The 17,609-nt window shown below is 44.6% G+C and carries 13 protein-coding genes and 1 pseudogene; 2 read left to right on the top strand and 12 right to left on the bottom strand.

All coding sequences use genetic code 11. From position 1 onward, the window contains the following. Positions 1-22: 22 nt before the first annotated feature. The gene (locus HMPREF1534_RS05805; RefSeq protein WP_005942350.1) at positions 23-505 is read right to left on the bottom strand and encodes a DUF3408 domain-containing protein; all 483 of its coding nucleotides are present in this window, start codon (positions 503-505) and stop codon (positions 23-25) included. Positions 506-518: 13 nt separating this feature from the next. After that, positions 519-848, bottom strand: coding sequence for a hypothetical protein (locus HMPREF1534_RS19925; protein WP_234983067.1), 330 nt, complete (start codon positions 846-848; stop codon positions 519-521). 54 nt (positions 849-902) lie between these two features. Between HMPREF1534_RS19925 and HMPREF1534_RS05800 the strand changes: the two genes are divergently transcribed. Further along, on the top strand, positions 903-1,214 hold the full coding sequence (locus HMPREF1534_RS05800) for a helix-turn-helix domain-containing protein (RefSeq protein ID WP_005942351.1): 312 nt from the start codon (positions 903-905) through the stop codon (positions 1,212-1,214). An 82-nt stretch (positions 1,215-1,296) separates the two neighbouring features. Then, positions 1,297-1,605 (top strand): helix-turn-helix domain-containing protein, encoded by a 309-nt coding sequence (locus tag HMPREF1534_RS05795; protein WP_005942352.1) that lies wholly within the window; start codon positions 1,297-1,299, stop codon positions 1,603-1,605. A gap of 232 nt (positions 1,606-1,837) precedes the next feature. Here HMPREF1534_RS05795 and HMPREF1534_RS05790 read toward each other — a convergent pair whose 3' ends face one another. The 10 genes and pseudogenes from HMPREF1534_RS05790 to HMPREF1534_RS05745 form a co-directional block, all read right to left on the bottom strand. Further along, positions 1,838-2,200 carry a hypothetical protein gene (locus HMPREF1534_RS05790; protein ID WP_005942354.1) on the bottom strand — a complete coding sequence of 121 codons (363 nt, stop codon included), beginning with the start codon at positions 2,198-2,200 and terminating at the stop codon, positions 1,838-1,840. Then, on the bottom strand, positions 2,197-3,408 hold the full coding sequence (locus HMPREF1534_RS05785; protein ID WP_005942357.1) for a site-specific integrase: 1,212 nt from the start codon (positions 3,406-3,408) through the stop codon (positions 2,197-2,199). The genes HMPREF1534_RS05790 and HMPREF1534_RS05785 overlap by 4 nt, the downstream gene beginning before the upstream one ends. Before the next feature lie 64 nt (positions 3,409-3,472). Continuing rightward, positions 3,473-4,705, bottom strand: a complete 1,233-nt coding sequence (locus HMPREF1534_RS05780) for a site-specific integrase (RefSeq protein WP_005942360.1) — start codon at positions 4,703-4,705, stop codon at positions 3,473-3,475. Positions 4,706-5,042: 337 nt separating this feature from the next. Continuing rightward, a complete protein-coding gene (locus HMPREF1534_RS05775) occupies positions 5,043-5,540 on the bottom strand; it encodes a helix-turn-helix domain-containing protein (protein ID WP_005942363.1) in 498 nt (165 codons plus the stop codon). Positions 5,541-6,365: 825 nt separating this feature from the next. Next, positions 6,366-7,607 (bottom strand): DUF2264 domain-containing protein, encoded by a 1,242-nt coding sequence (locus HMPREF1534_RS05770; RefSeq protein ID WP_005942365.1) that lies wholly within the window; start codon positions 7,605-7,607, stop codon positions 6,366-6,368. 8 nt (positions 7,608-7,615) lie between these two features. Then, positions 7,616-8,515, bottom strand: a complete 900-nt coding sequence (locus tag HMPREF1534_RS05765; RefSeq protein WP_005942367.1) for an alkaline phosphatase — start codon at positions 8,513-8,515, stop codon at positions 7,616-7,618. Positions 8,516-8,535: 20 nt separating this feature from the next. After that, positions 8,536-9,747 carry a glycoside hydrolase family 88 protein gene (locus tag HMPREF1534_RS05760; protein WP_005942369.1) on the bottom strand — a complete coding sequence of 404 codons (1,212 nt, stop codon included), beginning with the start codon at positions 9,745-9,747 and terminating at the stop codon, positions 8,536-8,538. A 1-nt stretch (position 9,748) separates the two neighbouring features. Beyond that, the gene (locus HMPREF1534_RS05755) at positions 9,749-11,653 is read right to left on the bottom strand and encodes a heparinase II/III domain-containing protein (protein ID WP_005942370.1); all 1,905 of its coding nucleotides are present in this window, start codon (positions 11,651-11,653) and stop codon (positions 9,749-9,751) included. A gap of 211 nt (positions 11,654-11,864) precedes the next feature. Next, complete coding sequence (locus HMPREF1534_RS05750; protein ID WP_005942372.1) at positions 11,865-13,700, bottom strand: RagB/SusD family nutrient uptake outer membrane protein; 1,836 nt, start codon at positions 13,698-13,700, stop codon at positions 11,865-11,867. Positions 13,701-13,720: 20 nt separating this feature from the next. Next, positions 13,721-16,813: pseudogene (locus tag HMPREF1534_RS05745) on the bottom strand (SusC/RagA family TonB-linked outer membrane protein); the annotation flags it as partial. Between the last annotated feature and the right edge of the window lie 796 nt (positions 16,814-17,609).

Genomic DNA, 17,609 nt, shown 5'->3' on the forward strand with positions numbered 1-17,609 from the left:
CCAAGGTCGCAGACCTTAATTCTCACAATTTGCGCCAAGCCTCGAAGTCCTCTTCATAAAGGCTTAGGTGGTGGCGCACGATGTTCTCGATGATGCCCGATACGCTCATGCGTCTCCCTCCGAGGATGCGGACGACACGATCAAGACGGTCTCGTACATCGGAACTGACGAAGACTGGCTTGCGGTCGTCAATCCTTGGAACCTGGAGGAAGGTCTGCTGATACTCCTCCAATGTCGCCTTGCGCTGCTTGCCACTGATGCGCTTCTGCGGATTCGGTGGCGATTGAGCCTCGTTCGTTGATGTTTCCTCTCTATAGGGAGTTGTTGCAGCAACTTTCTCTACAATTGCTCTCAACTCTGGGTTCTCTACATCATCATAGAGAGAATTACAACTACTTGGATTGGCTTTGCTGCCATACGTAGATGGTTTAACAAAATCCAAATACTCTTTTTCCATCAGCTCCTTTTGCCCAGGAGTCAAGACTGCATCTTTTGTTCTTGCCATAGCTTATGCTGTTTTATTTGTTAGTATAGTGGTCACGGTTTGCACCATTGACCGATTGTCGGGTGCAAAGTAAGTGTACTGAGTGCAGCCATGCAACTGATTGGGTGTAACGTGGCAATTTAGTTGTGGCTTGCTTATTTGCATACCGAGATAGTTGTGAGAACTTCAACGTATTTCTCAACTCATCATTGTTCATGTATTCGTTGCAGTCGTGCAAGTTTTTCTTGTTGTTTTTGGCGTTGAAGTCGGCAAACCCCGGCAACATACTGCCACAGAAATTGAAAACGCTTGTTTTTAGATTGCCGTGCCTTATCTTTGCACTCACAAACGTGGAGCACAGCATATGCGTGGAGCTTTGCGACATATAACATAGTATAAACTTAGAAAAGAGAAAAGTATGGGATTCATCGTATTCGAGGAAGAGGCATTCAACTATCTTGATGCCCAGTTGGAGAACTTCGTGAAGCGCATGGACAGAATCCGTGAGCGCAGTGAGGACAAGACCATGAACAAGTGGCTCGACACGCAGGACGTGTGTCAGACGCTCAACATCTGCCCACGGACAGTGCAGACGCTTCGGGACAACGGAACTTTGGCTTATATGCAAATCAGCCACAAGACCTACTACAAGCCGGAGGACGTGATGGCTATCGTAGCAGTAGTGGAGGACAAGAAAAAGGACATGCGCTTTCGCAAGTGCACAGGTTAGGCTGTCAACATACAACAGCCACTTTATCCAATGCAGCAAGTAAACCGAGTAACGTAAGTATCAACAATAAAACGAGACAACTATGAGCAATGAAGTAATGACAAGAAACAGCGAGTGGATGAACCACATCGTGAACCACCTCAACCGAATGGTTGACAATTTTGAACGTGCCGTGATGAACTACCGCCCCATGCTTGACGGTGAGCGCTTCATGACGGACAAGGAGCTTTGTGCCAGGCTGCAACTGAGCCGAAGAACCCTGCAGGACTACCGAAACAACGGTGTCATCCCGTATATCCAGCTTGGCGGAAAGATACTCTACCGCGAGTCCGACATTCAGAAGATTCTGATGGCTAACTATCGTGAGGCGTACAGAATGAAAGGTATGTAGGAGAATGTCCTTGATGAGTGTGTGAAATGAACAAGGCGACAACGTATAACTTACCGAGTGTGGTTGTTATAGGTTGTCGCCTCGTTTTATTGGCTATACCGAGTTGTTCGTGTTTGCCGGGTATCATTTGTGTTACCTGTATAAATCTAATACCATGCTAAAACACACTGCGGTGGTTCGCCCAAGTGGCTGGAGGCGCAAAGCCTCCAAGGAACGTTGCTTTATGGCAGGTCTATGCCATTGCATTCTCTGTAAAGATACAGACCAGTTTAGTGCGGCTTGTCTGTCTGCCGATGACGGACTGCATGATGAACTCCCGAAAAGCTCTGCTCTCAATGCTGTCAATACGGAAGGCTACCGCAATGACGAGTTCAAGGCTATACACATCATAGCTGATGCGGTCGTTCTTCCTGACATGACGGCGTACACCCTGCTCTTTCAGAATGCCATCCTTGAATATAGCCTTGACAGCCTTGCGCACATAGCAGCCGAATACATTATACATGTCGGCAATCTCCTGCATGGTCATCCATACAGTATCGGTCGGCATGGATACCGTTCCGCTCTCGCTGATAGTTATAACTCCTCTGTTCATTTTCCAATAGTTTTTTCGTTCGATAATCTGTTCCTTTCTCGCTTGGCAATAAGCTTATCCATGTCATTTGAAATCTTCTGCTCCGTCACCTGCGCATAGACCTGTGTGCTTGTAATGTCTGCGTGTCCCATCATCTTGGCTATGCTGCCGATGGGAATGTCCTCGTTGAGCATCAAGACTCCGAATGTATGGCGGCTGGCGTGGAATCCCAACTTATTACTTATGCCAAGCACCATTCCAAGGGTATGCACATCAAGATAGATGTCTTTCTTCTCACCCAGTGGAAAAACAGGCTTGCTGTCGTCCGTGGTATTGTAGAGCGAAAGTATCTTCTCGGCTATCGGATGGAGCGGCACGAAGAACTCCACGCCTGTCTTCTCTCTTTCCTTGCGGATGAACTTCCTACCCTCGGAGTTCTCACTGATATGGTGAGGGTACAGTTTCTTTACATCTATATAGGATAAGGAGGTGAGCGAGGCAAAAATGAAACATCTGCGTGCAAGCTCCGTTCGCTCGTCAGCCATCGGGGTAGAGAGCATCCTGATGAAGTCTGCCTTGCTGATATGGGTCATCTTCGGGGCTGCCTTCTTCTCATACCCTATCTTGGCTATGGGATTGAAGCGGATAATGCTCCTGTCCACTGCCTTGTACATCAACATGTTCAGCCAGAGAAGGCAATGGTTCACGTAGCTGTCGATACGTCCCTGGTCTCGTTTCAGGAATAGCTTGTATTCCTCCCCGAAATTCTCGTCTATGTCCTCAAAGGCGATGTCGTCCTTATCCAACGAATGGACAAAGGCTCTCAGGTTCTTCTGCCATGTTCGCTTGTGCAGAAAGGTTTGTCTGGCTTTTGAGGTTCGATACCATTCCACGATGGTATCACCAAAGTTCAGCAAGAACCTTCCTGTCGTGTCCTTGTCCTTCAACACAGCCTTCAGCATTTCCACGGTGATGATGCCATTGGCGGTAAGAAGTGAGTTGTATTTATCCTTGACCTCAGCAAGGAAACTTGCCAATCGTCCGTTGTCCCTTACGTTCCGTACCTCTCCCTTCTTGGCGTTCCACTCCTGTGGGGTACAGGATATGCCTGTGGAAATGGCTGCACTTTTGCCGTCAACGGTGATGCGGCAAAGTATGTTGGCTGTTCCATCTGCCTTCACCTTCTGTCTGTTGATGTAAGGCAAAATAGAAAATGTACTTCTGCTCATAGTTGTTGTCCTTATAATATAATAATGTAGTTGAAACTGTAAAAAGAAAAGTTGAAAGCCTTGTTCATAATGCGAGAATAAAGTCCTTCTCGGTTGCAGCGATGAACTTGTCCATGTCCTCAAACAGCTTCTTTTGGGTTACTCTCGCATACCGCTGCGTCATCTTCACATCCTTGTGACCGAGCATCTTGCAGATGGTCTCCATCGGCACACCAGCCTCCAGCGTAATGAGGCTGGCGAACGAGTGTCGTCCCGAATGGTAGGAATAGGTCTTGCTCGTTTCCGCCAACTTGCAGATGGTGATGAGATCGATACGAACACGATTCGTGCTCAGCAATGGGAAAAGGGTATCTCTTGCCTCGTCCTCGTATTTCGCCATCAGCTCCAACGCCTCGGGCAGGAGTTTCACCCTGGCAAGTGTTCCGGTCTTCTTGCGGTTATAGACGAGCCATTTGTCGCCATCCTCCAACACCTTGACATTGGCTTTCGTGATGGAAACGGTGTCTATGAAGGCTGTTCCTGCATAGCAGGCGAAAAGAAACAGGTCACGGCTAACGGATAGCCTCGGCTTGTCTTCGGGCAGTTCCACATCACGGATTTTTATGAAATCAGACATGCTGAGAGCCTTGGGTGTCGTAACCTTTGGAGTGCCAACCCGATAATGGGCGAACAGCAGGTTCTTGCACAAGCCTCGCTCAAAGGCGATGCGGCACATCTTCTTGAAGAGCGACACATAGATGGTGATGGTTCCTGATGAAAAGCCTTTCTCGTCAAGCAGGTAATGGTGAAAGTCACTGATGAAAGGCTCGGTCAGCTGTCCGAAAGCCAAATCAGTCAACCTGTACTTCTCCCCGATGAACTCAGCGAGATTCTTGCGAATCTTTCTGTAAGTCCAGACACTGCTCTTCGACATATCGATGCCCTCATGGGTGCTGAGTTCACTGATATGCTCGTCCACGAAGGAGAGAAGGGTGGTCTGTGTCTTGACGCTGCCCTGCAAAGCCTCCTTGACATCCTTAGCCTCGAAGTCCGTTCTCTTTTCCACAAGCACATCGAAAGCCTTTTGGATGGAAAGCAACAACTGCTCGATGTCCTTGTTGGTCTCCACGGCTTCCTTGCTCTTGCCCTCCAATCGGCTGGCACGAGGATTCCAAAGCGATGGAGTGCAAGACAACTTGCAGGAGAACTGCGCCATAGTCCTGTTCACCGTGATGCGTCCCATGATGGGAGCTTTTCCATTCTTGTCCATTCCGCTCTTTTTTAGGTAGAGCAACACCTTGAATTTTTCGATTTTCATAACGCTTACATTTTGAGTGTGCAAATATAATCATTTTGTAAGCGTTCCTTGATACGCAAAACATTGAGAATCAGCGCAATAAAATCCGTTGATGCACAAAGTTGCCTTTCCGCATTGTTACCTGCTTTGCATAGGTAACTGTGGCTCACGATTTAGTAACTGAACTACTTCAATATTCCTCACTCGCTTGCTTTATGGCGATTTGGCAACTTTGTGCAAATCTGCTCATTCCCAACTGTTTACGTTCCAACCTCTCTTATTCTCCTTTGGCTGCTTTAGAGCTTTATGTTAATAATAGAAAAACTTTAAATTTATAAATTTAAAAAACTAAAATTGGTTATACATATTCTGTTGGTTCCGAGAGCTTTTCTCTCTGTCCATATTTCATATAACGTTTGGGAGAAACGCCCGTCACCTTTTTAAAAGCAGCATAAAACGCACTTCGCGACAGAAACCCGCAGCGTTGAGGCAGCTCCTCCGGCGGACACTTGCCCGAACGGAGCAGTTCCTTGGCATATTCCACCCGATACGTGTTCACCAACTCTTTCAGATGACAACCGAAGTAGCGGTTGACCACGTTGGACAGATAAGTCTGGTTCGTTTCAATCATATCGCTCAGCTTCTTCAGTGAGAGCTTCGGGTCAAGAAACACTTGGCGCACTTCCAAATAATACAATACATATTTATATAGCTCACAATCGACTTTCCTTTTCGGAACCACTTCGCTGTCCGCATACTTCTGCTCCCAATAAAGGCGGGCAGCCCGGAAGAGCAGATTCTTCTGCCTTTCGGAAGTAAAAGTGCGCTTGTCGCGGTGTAGAAACAGGTAGTCCATTGTACTCTCTTTTTATCGTCTCTATTTCAAATAAATATACATCTTTCAAATCCTTAAAAAAGGGTTGCGTTCGGTGCATCTCTTAGTAAGAGATACACCGAACGCACATAAGCACTTTATTATTAGTTGTTTAAGCCCATAAAAAAGCGTCCTGAAACTTAAGACTAAAGATATTTTTGCACTTGCCTTGTGATTTTTCTTCTCAAAAAGTTTTAATTATCAAAACTTTGTGTAAATTTGCAGCGAAAAGTGTATCTCTTACTAAGAGATGCACTTTTTTTCTTCTTTCTCCTGAAATCTTATTCACCACATCCCCAACAGGTTAAGCATCATTAAGTGTTTGTTTTACTTCTGTTCCGTAAATCTTAACGGATGTCAACGTATCATAATGGATAGATTTTGAGGTATTTGGAAAAGACCAAAGAGTTTCCGAAAAAGAACTAAGGCTTTTTCAATACGACCAAGACTTTTTAGCCAAAAGGGAGCAATCTTTGTTATTATTCTAAGAGCCGCTTGTCGGAGCTGCCGGATAGTGGAAGAAGACATTCGTAGGGGAGCTACAGAAGACGGGATGAAAAAGACCCGGACGGAAACGGTTTGCAAAATGAAGAGTGACGGAATTCCCTTTTCTACGATGGCCCAATATACAGAACTGTCGATAGAAGAGATCGAACAATTGTAAATCTCAGCTAAGGTTCGCCTAAAAGGTTCTACAACCGAGAACCTTTATTTAATCCGTGGCTGAGGGACATAAAAAACTCCTCACTATTTTCGCAAACAATGAGGAGTCGGCTATGTTAAAACAATATTATGTTAAAGTCGATATTATTCACTTCTGAGTGAATGATGTCCATCAATAGGAAACGGTTGTCCGCTCCATGCTTTCTGTGATGTCCATGGTTCGGCTGCATCTTTCCAGAACGGGTGATCGGCAGGCAATCCCAATGGCATGAATACCAAAGAAGTCATGTACAAACTGCCGTTGTTGGTATAATAATTGGAAAGGTCGGGCTGATGACCGGCAAATCCCAATTGGAGGAACCCTTTTTCGTTGAAATTTCCTTCCACTTTGAACATATTGTTCATTACGGCAGTTAATGCGCTGCGCACCTGGCCGTTGCTCATTCCTTCGGGCAGTCCGTATTTCCATGCTGCCATGGCAAGTGTCTGGAAAGCTCCCATACGGTACACTACAGACCGGCCAAATGCAGGATATGTGCCTTCGGGAGAAATAAGACGTTCCATAAATACATTGAAACGCTGCATGCGTTTGATGGCAAGTTTGGTGCTGATAGGAGTCCAGAAGTGATGTTTGTTCAGTACTTCCAGCATTTCGATATACATAGGGTGAATAACGTAAGCATTGTAATAATCAAGTGCGAACTCAGAACCGTCTGAGTACCAGCCGTCACTCAAATACCATTCATTTATCTTATTGGAAGCAACTGTCAATACATATTGGTCGGCATCTTCGCCTACCGACATCAGGAATGCTTCAATCAAGCCGCGGAATAATAGCCAGTTATTATATGCCGGGCGTACGATTTTCAAACGTTGGAAACGTTCGATGTAGCGTTTCTGAGTTGTTTCATCCAACAACTGCCAAGTGGCTTCGGGTGCACGCAGGAAACTTTCTGCTATATAGGCAGCATCTACCAATCGTTGTGTTGATTTGGTTTCCCACAATAAGAAGTCGGGGCTGTCGGGATCTACGGCATTTTTGTAAGCAAGCACAGCCCATTCGCGCATCTGTTTGCGCATCTTTCCTTCTTCGGTATCATCGTCAGGCAATGCCAGCCAAGGCGAGATGCCGGCCATCAGTCTGCCAAACGTTTCCATATAGGCCACACGTTTATCACGTCCGTCCCAAGTGGGGCTGAGTTCGAGTTGCATGTTTTTTTGAAGTTCGCCCTTGCTCATGTTTTCAAGCACCGGAGCTGCAATGCGGTAACACAATTCAACCCATTGTTGTCGGTCGTTGACCGGTGCGGTAGTTTTCTTTTTGGCAGAGGCTGCCGTTAAAAAGAAAACAGATATAAATGCTAAAGTAATTAATCGTAGTTTCATGTGGAGTTTTATTTAAATACTTGTTTCATGGCACGTCCTGTCCATACTTGTGGCTGTTCTAATCCGAAAATGTATGCCATGGTAGCAGCAACATCATATTGTACCATGCTTTCCTGAAATTCTCCGGCTTTTTTAATGTTCTTTCCTGCGATGATAAAAGGTGTCTGCATTTCGGCCATTGTCTTTCCGCCATGACCTTTCTTGATACCTCCGTGGTCGGAAGTAATGATAAAGATGGTGTCATCATACATACCGGCTTCTTTTACGGCTGCCACGATGCGGGCAATGTAGCCGTCCAGTTCTTCCAGTTTACTGTAATAAGCCGGAGTGTCATGCCCTTCCTTGTGGCCTACGTGGTCGGGATTGTCAAAGCAAATGGCTACCAATGACGGTTTGCTCTCTTTGATGTATTTCTCGGCCATTTCGCACAGTGCGGTCGGGAACTTGTTATAGTCCGGTGCTACGGCATGATAGTCGGTAGAAAGTGTGTCAACCAGGAATTGGATACCTGCCCACTCGCTCAATACTCCGATTTCGGCCTTTGGGTTAGCGTCACGGTAGATTTGGAAGATAGTGGGGAAGATGTTATTCTTCACGATTACGCGTGAAGGCAATTCCGGTGTGCGTGACCCCCATTCTGTATATCCGTGAACTTCGGGACCGGCCCCCATGAACATGGATGCCCAGTTTACTGCGCTTGATGAAGGGAGTACTGTTCTTTTCTGCATGGTATAGCAACCTGTTTCCATCAGTGATTTCACGGTAGGCATATTTGCTTTGGGCATACTGTATGAACCCCAACCGTCAAGACCGATGTAAACTACATGTTTTGCTTTGGGCTTGGCTGCATAACTTGCCATTGAGAAGCATCCCAACAGCAAGAAAGCGAGAATCAAAAGCTTTTTCATGATACTTATTTTTATGGTTTTTATTTTTCAAGGTCAATTTTACGCTTTAATGCTTCCAGATAATAATAGTCGGCATAGTTCAACGGTACATCGATTTCACTGTTGTGAGGAATACTGCCCACGCTGTGCATCAACAGGAAACGTCCGTTTTCACCCAAAGGTGCGGTATAGTCGGCTGTAGCAAGCGATTCCATGATCTTATCAGCGTATTCTTTATAAGACTGCGGATTCTCTACGGGATATGTACAGATTTCGTACAAAGCAGAAGCAATAACGGAAGCAGAAGAAGCATCACGCGGTTCGTTCGGAATGTTGGGAGCATCCAAGTCCCAATACGGAACAAGGTCGGCAGGCATATTCTTGTGATTCTTCATAAATTCGAAAGTTTTGAGTGCCTGATCAAGATATTTGCGGTCTTTGGTTTCACGGAAGCATACTGTGTAACCATAGATGGCCCATGCTTGTCCTCTTGCCCATGCCGATTCGTCGGCATAACCTTGTGCAGTTTGGCGGTGACGTACTGTTCCGTCTTCTATGCTGTAATCAATCACGTGGTAACAGCTGCCGTCGGGACGGAAGTGTTCTTGCAGAGTGCGGTCGGCGTGTGCCACGGCTACATTGTAGAATGTAGAGTCGCCTGAAAGTTTGGTCGCTTCAAACAATAATTCAAGGTTCATCATATTGTCGATAATCACCGGACATTCCCATCCGCGTTGTGACTGCCAGCTGTTGCCTTTTACATCCCAGCTTTGGATAACCTGCGGTTTTTCACGGAAACGGGTACAAAGCGATTTGGCTGCCTGTATCATCACATCTTTATATTCGGGCTTTTGGTTAATACGCAGACCGTTACCAAAGCTGCAATTGATAATGAAACCTATATCGTGGTGCCAAGTGAGGTATTGTGCTTCGCTGATGGCTTCAGTATATTTCTGTGCCAAAGGAAGTAAAGTTTGGTCACCGGTCAGTTCGTACAGATACCATACACTGCCGGGAAAGAATCCGCTGCGCCAGTCTGCCGGACCGCAATAATATACTCCTCCTTTACTGTTAAGGGTAACGGGGTTGAGGCATTTGCCGCTGGCTTCGATTGTATCTATCTCCAGACCAATCTGCGCCCGTGCGTTTTCGATAACTTGTTCCGACCAGGATTTCTTGGCGGGTGTTGTAGTACATGAGGTTGCAGTGAACAGAGCTGCACATCCTAGAAGAATTGAGGTTCTTAATTTCATATTATAGTTTTTTTATAGTAAATGAATAGTTCCCTTTGTTGGTTTGTTGTTTGGCTTTGAAGGACAGACGGTAGATTGTACTTCCCCATACTTTGGATAATCTGATATCATCCAGCTCTTTGGGTTCCACAGTCAGCTCAAACAAGGCAGCATCATAGAGCAGTGCTGCTTTTACATTATTGACATGAATGATAACTTTTCCTTTTTCCGACCGGTCTATTTCGCCCCAAGTCATAAAGTTGACAATATTGGGGGCTGTTGCTTCTTCCAGTTCGAAGGAGTCGCTGATGCGGGCCTGTTTACCTTTCACATGGTATGAGCGTATCCATTTTTTCACTTTGGCTTCTTCGGGATAAGCAGTGGCTATATTGGCTTCGAAACTGTTCTTTCCGGCTTTTACTTCAGTAGCTTTATATTTTTTTCCATATTTTTCGGGCACGCCGTTTATCATCGGAAGGTTGTGATAGTTACTTTGCATGGTCCAGATGCTATAACGTTCATTACTGAATGTCTGGCGGGTGTATGTGCCGACACCGGCATCTATTAAAATCGGTGTTTGGTTCATCCATACCGAGCAGGTTCCGGCATCGTTGTGATTATGGCTTTCGTCATTATACCCTCCTTTTGCTGCCAGGAATAATCCTTCTTTGGTAGAGAGATAGCAGAACTCGGTTTCGGGATACCAGGTAAAAGGGCGGTTTTCATGGCGGGGTTCTGTCTGTCGCAGTTCTTTGTCGACAGCGATGGAAGCAAGGGTGCGGAAAATATCGCGTCCGTTGTTGGGCGAAGATTTAGGTTGATGCATCAGGGCTGCGAAACCTTTCAGTTCTTCACTGTTTACAGCCTTACCGAAACGATAGATAAGGTATGAGTTGCCTTCTCCGCGTGCCGAAGCGTCGGCAAAGTTCACTACCCATCCATTACCTATGTAAGAGCGTGAGATATATTCACCCATGTTCTTAATCATCGGTTCATTGAATATATTTACTTTGTCGCCGGTAATATCCGAAAGCAGTTCAAGGTAATCCAATGTTTTTCCGGCTGCATGTCCCCAGTAGGAGGGACCTTCTTCACAAGCTCCATCGGCTTTGATATAGTTTAGGAATTTGTCTACCGATTCCATTGTCAGATGGACAGCTTTGGCAAGTGTGTCGCGGTTGTCTTCAAGCAGCATGAAACACATCAGGGCGTTACTGTTGCACCACGGATTCCAATTGTTGAGCATACGTCCGTTGTAGTTGCGTCCCATCCACCAGAATGAATCATTATTCATATATGGGTCGAGAATGCGGGTTTGGAGTTCATGGCGCAGGCGGCGTGATATTTCAGGGTCTACCTTGTCAAATGATGGGCGCATGAAGTGATAAGTCCATGCGAGTAGTCCTCCCAAGTCACCGGAAGTAAGGTCGATGACAGGATAATCGTATGCGGGTAATGCTCTGTGGGAAGGTTGCACGATGATATGTGCGGCCAGTGCCCATGATGTCATTTCGCAAGCATTGAACACTCCGTTGATAAGTTGGTCGACAAATCGTCCTTTCCCTTCTGCCAACTCTGCCATCAGAAGGTCGGCAATGGCACCGTTGTTGGCACCAAAAGGTTTTTCCATGATTTGCCGGTTGCCTGTGCGTTCGAAAGCCAGGTAATCGGTGGCTTTTACTACTTGCCACTGATAATTTAGCCGTTTTTCTCCACGGCGGATATATTCGTCTTTGAATGTTCCTAAAAAACGGTCCCAACCGGCACGGTCATTATAATCGGGGTAAGTCACCCATTGGCGGTCTAATACCAGTATTTCTTTTAACCGGTTGATGTCGGCTTGCTTTTGGAGCAGGTCGCGTTCCGTGTATGCGTATGTGAGTGTAACATACAATAATGCAAGTAGTAATAGAGTTAGTTTCTTCATCGGTATATAGATTAAGATATTTATTACACTGCAAAAGTGCGAAAAAAGAATAGTGGCAATACTCTATTTTTGTCCTTAAAACATGTATATATTTTCCATAAGGACTGAAAAACAGCCTATTTTCGGATATGCATAAAAAAAGCCGCCTCAAATGTGACTTTGAGACGGCTTACTATCCAATAATACTTTTTACCTTGAAAAGACAGGGATATTACCAGCCCGGATTCTGTGTCAGGCTTGTATTCATATCTGTTTCATGTTTAGGTATCGGCCATACATAGTATTGGTCTCCACCCCATGTCCAGTTGTAAGTTATAACACCCCAAATGTCTTTCATGCCGGCAGTACCGTCAGCGTTGTTGAACTTGCTTTCTTTCCAGGTTTTCCAACGCATTTCTTCATAGAAGGAAACACCTTCACCGGCAGTTTCCCAACGATATTCGTTCTGGATACGAGTGCGCATATCGTCTTGTCCGTTAACCTGTGTTGCAGCATTGCTGTTCAAAAGAGCTACACCGGCACGTTCACGTACGAGGTTCACTTGTTCAATTGCCTCAGCAGTCTTACCTTGTTCGTTCAGTGCTTCTGCCAATCCTAATACAACTGTTGCATAGCGGATGATAGGCAGGTCAATCGGAGATTTTTCACGGTTGGTCATTTCGCTTGAACCTTCGGCTACAAATTTGCGGAACAAGTAGTACAAATGGCTCTGTGTATCGGTACGGAGGTCGAATGGAGCATCAGTGTCTGCACCATAATATGGCCAGCGTGAAGTAAAGGTGTGGTCTACACTGTTACCCGAGCCATTATAGGTGGCATATGGAGTAATGATGGTCTGTGTCAGACGCGGGTCACGATTTTCATAAACAGCTTTGATACGTGCTTCATTGCCTGCCGGTAAATATAATGCCTGTGCAGCAGTGCTCAACTTGCTTAAACGGTTTTCTACCTTTTCCCGGATACCTTTAATGGCTGCGTCAATGTCGCCTTCATAACCCAATGAAAGAAGTTCGGCCTTTAAAACATCTGCATCTGTATTGCGCAAGAAGAATACTTCACGATCTTTTGGTTCCATGCTTGAATAGCCGGGAAGATAATCATCCCAATTGAACTTGCTACCGTCTATGTTTTCATAAGTGTCAACAAAGTCGGTGCTGGCCAAAATGGTATTCCAGCAAGAACCGAATGTTGTACGACCACCGTAACGGAAGCTCATTGAGTTACCGTCGGCAGTTTCGTTGTTGTCTATACATTGTAAAGAGAAAATAGCTTCATCACTTTGTTCGTTAGCTTCTTTGAAGAGTTGTTTGTAACCTCCATCGAATAACTTGTGTCCCATATTTCCCACCTGTCGGAAGTCGGCTTCGGCTTTTGCCCAGTCCTGCATCCACAGGTACACTTTACCACGCAATGCATAGGCTACGGATTTGGTTACGCGTCCCCATTGTGCATTGCCGGCTGCAATACGGTCGGGCAACGTCGGCTCGTTGATGGCATCCGTGAGGTCTTTCACACAAGCTTCCCATATTTCGATTTCGCTGCTTCGGGGTTTGTTAGCTTCTGTAATCAATACAGGTACGTCATAGTAGGGTACTCCTCTGAACACGGCATTCAGCTTGTAATAGAAGAATGCGCGCAAAATCTTGACTTCGGCAATCAGCTTGTTCTTGAAAGCGTCGGGAACCGGAGCCTCTGCAAGGTGTGAGATGGCATCGTTTGCACGTTGGATTCCTTCATAGTGCTGTTTCCAATAGTCGGAAAAAAGACCGGAACCGGTGGATGCCGTTCCTGCCAGAATGGAATAGTCGTTGTCACGGCAGCTGCCGCTGACGCAGTATGCCTCCAGTTCGTATGCTTTTTTTGCAATGTAGTCTTCGCGCAATTCATGGTATACACCGGTTACTCCCAATTCGCAAAAGTTTTCGTTTGTCCACATAGAATTGGATGCCGCCTTATCATAGGGAACGGTGTCCAATAAGTCGCTTCGGCAACCGCTTAGAGCTGTTACTGCAGCTGATAATATAAATAATTTTTTAAATAGTTTCATAAGTTCGTATCTTAAGGTTATTAGAATGTTATGTTGGCACCGATGGCAATGCTTCTAAATGGAGCATATCCCATACCGGTTGCAGATTCCGGGTCCTGACCTTCAAAAGAGGTGATTGTCAGTAAGTTTTCTGCAGAAACGTAAATACGTGCATTTTGCATTGCTACTTTAGTTACCCATTTCTGTGGCAAAGTATAGCCTAAAGACAAGTTCTTCAACTTGATATAGTCACCATTGTACAACCAGCGGTTAGACGATGCATTATTCTGAACGTTACCGTCAAGATAAGTCATACGCGGATATTTACCGTTGATGTTTGTACGTGGATCATCGGGATTGCTCGGATCATAGAAATAGTGGTCGTCTGCAATGCGCTGTGCGATATTGTTACCCCATTCTGTCTTGGCAGCGTTGTAACCGGCTGTCGGACCCCAATAGATGTCGAAACCGGCAGCACCTGCCCATACCATTGAGATGTCAAATCCGTTCCATGCAGCAGAAGCCTGGAAACCGAAGTTGTATTTCGGAGTCTTGGAACGTCCCTGGAATTCTTCGTCGTCAGAGTCACCATATACGCCGTCACCGTTAACATCGGCATAAATATAGTCACCATAGTAGATATTGGCTTTACCGATTGAGTTACCCGGTTTGAATTTGTAACCTGCATCCATCATGGCTTTTACCCAGTTCATATCTTCTTCTGTACGAATCATACCACCCTTGGGACCACCTGCCGGATTTACAGAGCCGTCTGCATTAAAGTACTTGCCATTTCCTTTATATACACTGCGATAACGGTATTCGTTCAGCATGTGACCTTCTACTACCGGAGTATTGCCGCCGGATGAAACATCACCGATATTGTCTGTCCATTTACCGCCGGTTAATGTATTGTTCGGATCTTCTACCCAGGTTTTGGTATATTCACCATTATATTTGTCCACCTTATTCTTATTATAAGAGAAGTTACCGCTTACAGAGTATTCTACTTTTCCGATTCTGTCGCGCCATCCCAATGAGAACTCGATACCGTCATTGCTAACTTCGGCAATATTCTGTCTGGGGGCTGTATGATTACCCAAAACATATTCCATGGTAGGACGGTAGAGGATACCGGTTGTCATTTTGTGGTATATATCGATACTGGCTGTTAGACGGTTGTTCAACAAAGAAGCATCAATACCGAAATTGGTTGTGGTAGTAGCTTCCCACTGCAGCAACTCATTGGATGCTGCCGTAATAGCCAAACCGGAAGCTAACGCGTTTCCGAATACGTATCTAGAAGGACCGTAAACAGACTGGTATTCATAGTTACCGATTTCAGAGTTACCTAATTTACCCCAAGACAAACGAATCTTCAGGTTATCCAACCATGAACGGGTTGATTCCATGAATGATTCTTCAGAAATACGCCATGCACCGGACAATGATGGGAAGAAACCCCAACGATGGTCTTTGTGGAAGCGTGAAGAACCGTCATAACGGAAGTTCGCTTCGAACAAATAACGTGAGTCATATGCGTAATTTACACGGCCAAAATAAGAGCGGGTTGCATAGTCCTCGGTAGAACCGCCGATGCTTGTCATTTCTGTAGCTTCGTCGAATTGGTTCAATGATTCGTCAATCAAACCTTTTTTGGCTGCATTTACCTTATAATAGTTCTTGTAGAATTCCTGATAACCTAACAATGCAGAAACATCATGCTTCTGAGCAAATGTGTGATGGTAGTTAATCAGGTTCTCCAATGTATAAGAATAGTTTGATTCGTAGTCGAAGCTGGTACTCAATTGTGAGGGAGGAGTAATACCGTCAACAATTACACCGTCACTGAAACGTGTCTGATAAGCAGGTACACCATGCTGGCGTGTTTCATAGATATAGCGGTTATAGTTGAAGTTGAAATCCCAACTCAAATCTTCAAAGAATTTGATTTTGCTGAACAAAGTGGTATTGAAGCGGTTGTAACGCTTGAATCCATCGTTACGTGCCAACTTGTATAACGGATTATTGGCTGTAGCACGTTCGTCAGGACATTCCGGATAACCGTAGCTGCCGTTCCAATAGGGATAAGTACCGGCTGTAGACTGGCGCAAGAAGTTATTTGCATTTGAAAAGTCACCAACTTCACGATCCATCTGTGATGCATAAGTACGAGTACCCACAGTCAGCCATTTGGTCGGATTCGCTTCGATGTTGGCACGCATTGAATAACGTTTGTTGGCAGTATTGTCTACCACACCTTCATTATCTTGATAACCGGCCGACAACAAGAAGCGAATTTTGTCAGAGCCACCTGATACAGACAAGTTGTGATCATGGATTACACCACCCGAGAATAATTCTTCAGCCCAGTCGGTATTCGGATAAGCAATGTAATTGGGTACACCGTTCTCATTCAGACCATTCGGGTCTTTAGATTTCTCACGCCACAAATCAATGTATTTCTGGTCGAATAAATCATCAGACTTTCCTACATTTCTATATGATTCATTCATTAGCTCCATGTAATCAGCATAATTACTCATCATTTTAATCATACGGGTCGGGCTGTTGAATGAGATGCGACCGCTATAGTTGATACTGATTTTGTCACGTGTACCTGTTTTGGTGGTTACCAGAATAACACCGTTGGCAGCACGTGCACCATAGATGGCACAAGAAGCAGCGTCTTTCAAAATAGAGATGTTTTCAACGTCCAAAGGATTTACGGCATTCAATGAGCCCTCCATACCGTCAATAATAACCAACGGAGATGCCGTATTCATAGTGCCGACACCACGAACGCGCAGAGTAGTGTTATCTTCACCGGGCATTGCAGAACCTGATGATGCCTGCAAACCGGGACTTAAACCGGCTAATGCAGAAGAAACAGTAGTAATGGGACGAGATTTAGTTTGTTCCTCGAAGTCCACGGAAGCAACCGCACCTGTTAGATTTACTTTTTTCTGTACACCGTAACCTACTACTACAACCTCATCCAAAGTTTCGGTATCTTCTGCTAACTTTATAGACAGGTTATTTGTTGTGCTTGTGATCTTTATATCCTTTGTAACGTAACCGATATAGGATACTTGCACGGTGCAGTTTAAAGGGACGTTTAATGTAATATCGCCGTAAAAGAATTTGTAGACACTTTTATTTGTGTTTTAATCAACAAACATACGTCCGATAACCGATTATTCGGTATCATCAACTATGCTCCCATCAATTAGTTTTTTGTGGATGATAGGGTGTGTCAAATCAGCATGAGCAGTAGGACTGCAGCAGATTGTAAACTTTGTTGACCAGCTAAAAATATAAACAAAGGAGATTCTCAATTCATTTTTTATATATAGAGTGTAGGAATGTATCATATGCAATTTAAGAGCGTATTTAATTTATGTTAGGTTTAAGAGCTTTCAGAATTAACAGTAAAAGGGGAAGGTAGACTAGCTAATTTATTCAATCTTCAAATAAAAGTTTTTGGAGGTGATCTTTTTTATGATAAATGAAGAATCTTAATATGTCAACGAATCAAAGAAAAATTGGTGTGAATAATAGCTGAATGAAGCCGTATAGGAAGAGACCCCAGCAATCTAATATCTATTGACTTATTGCCCGGTTACGGGGTTGTTGCTTATCGTATGTTTATAAACGGCATATTAATATAGAGCATATACCGTATATTGATACGCCGTTTCAAAACATTCAAGTAACATCAACTTCTTTACCCGTTATTATATATATAGGTTATAGTTAAATAGTGACCTTTCATAAAAAGCATCCTTCGTCTATGATTTACAGCAGTTTTTCTTTGACTCGCAAACAAAATAAATTACTTCAGTTATGCTATAAAAACCCAACTGCGACAACTATAATTTTTGATTTTGTTAAATTAGAAAGTTCTTATAGTTCTTTTAAGGGAAATTT

The organism is Phocaeicola massiliensis B84634 = Timone 84634 = DSM 17679 = JCM 13223 (assembly GCF_000382445.1).
Classification (GTDB): domain Bacteria; phylum Bacteroidota; class Bacteroidia; order Bacteroidales; family Bacteroidaceae; genus Phocaeicola; species Phocaeicola massiliensis.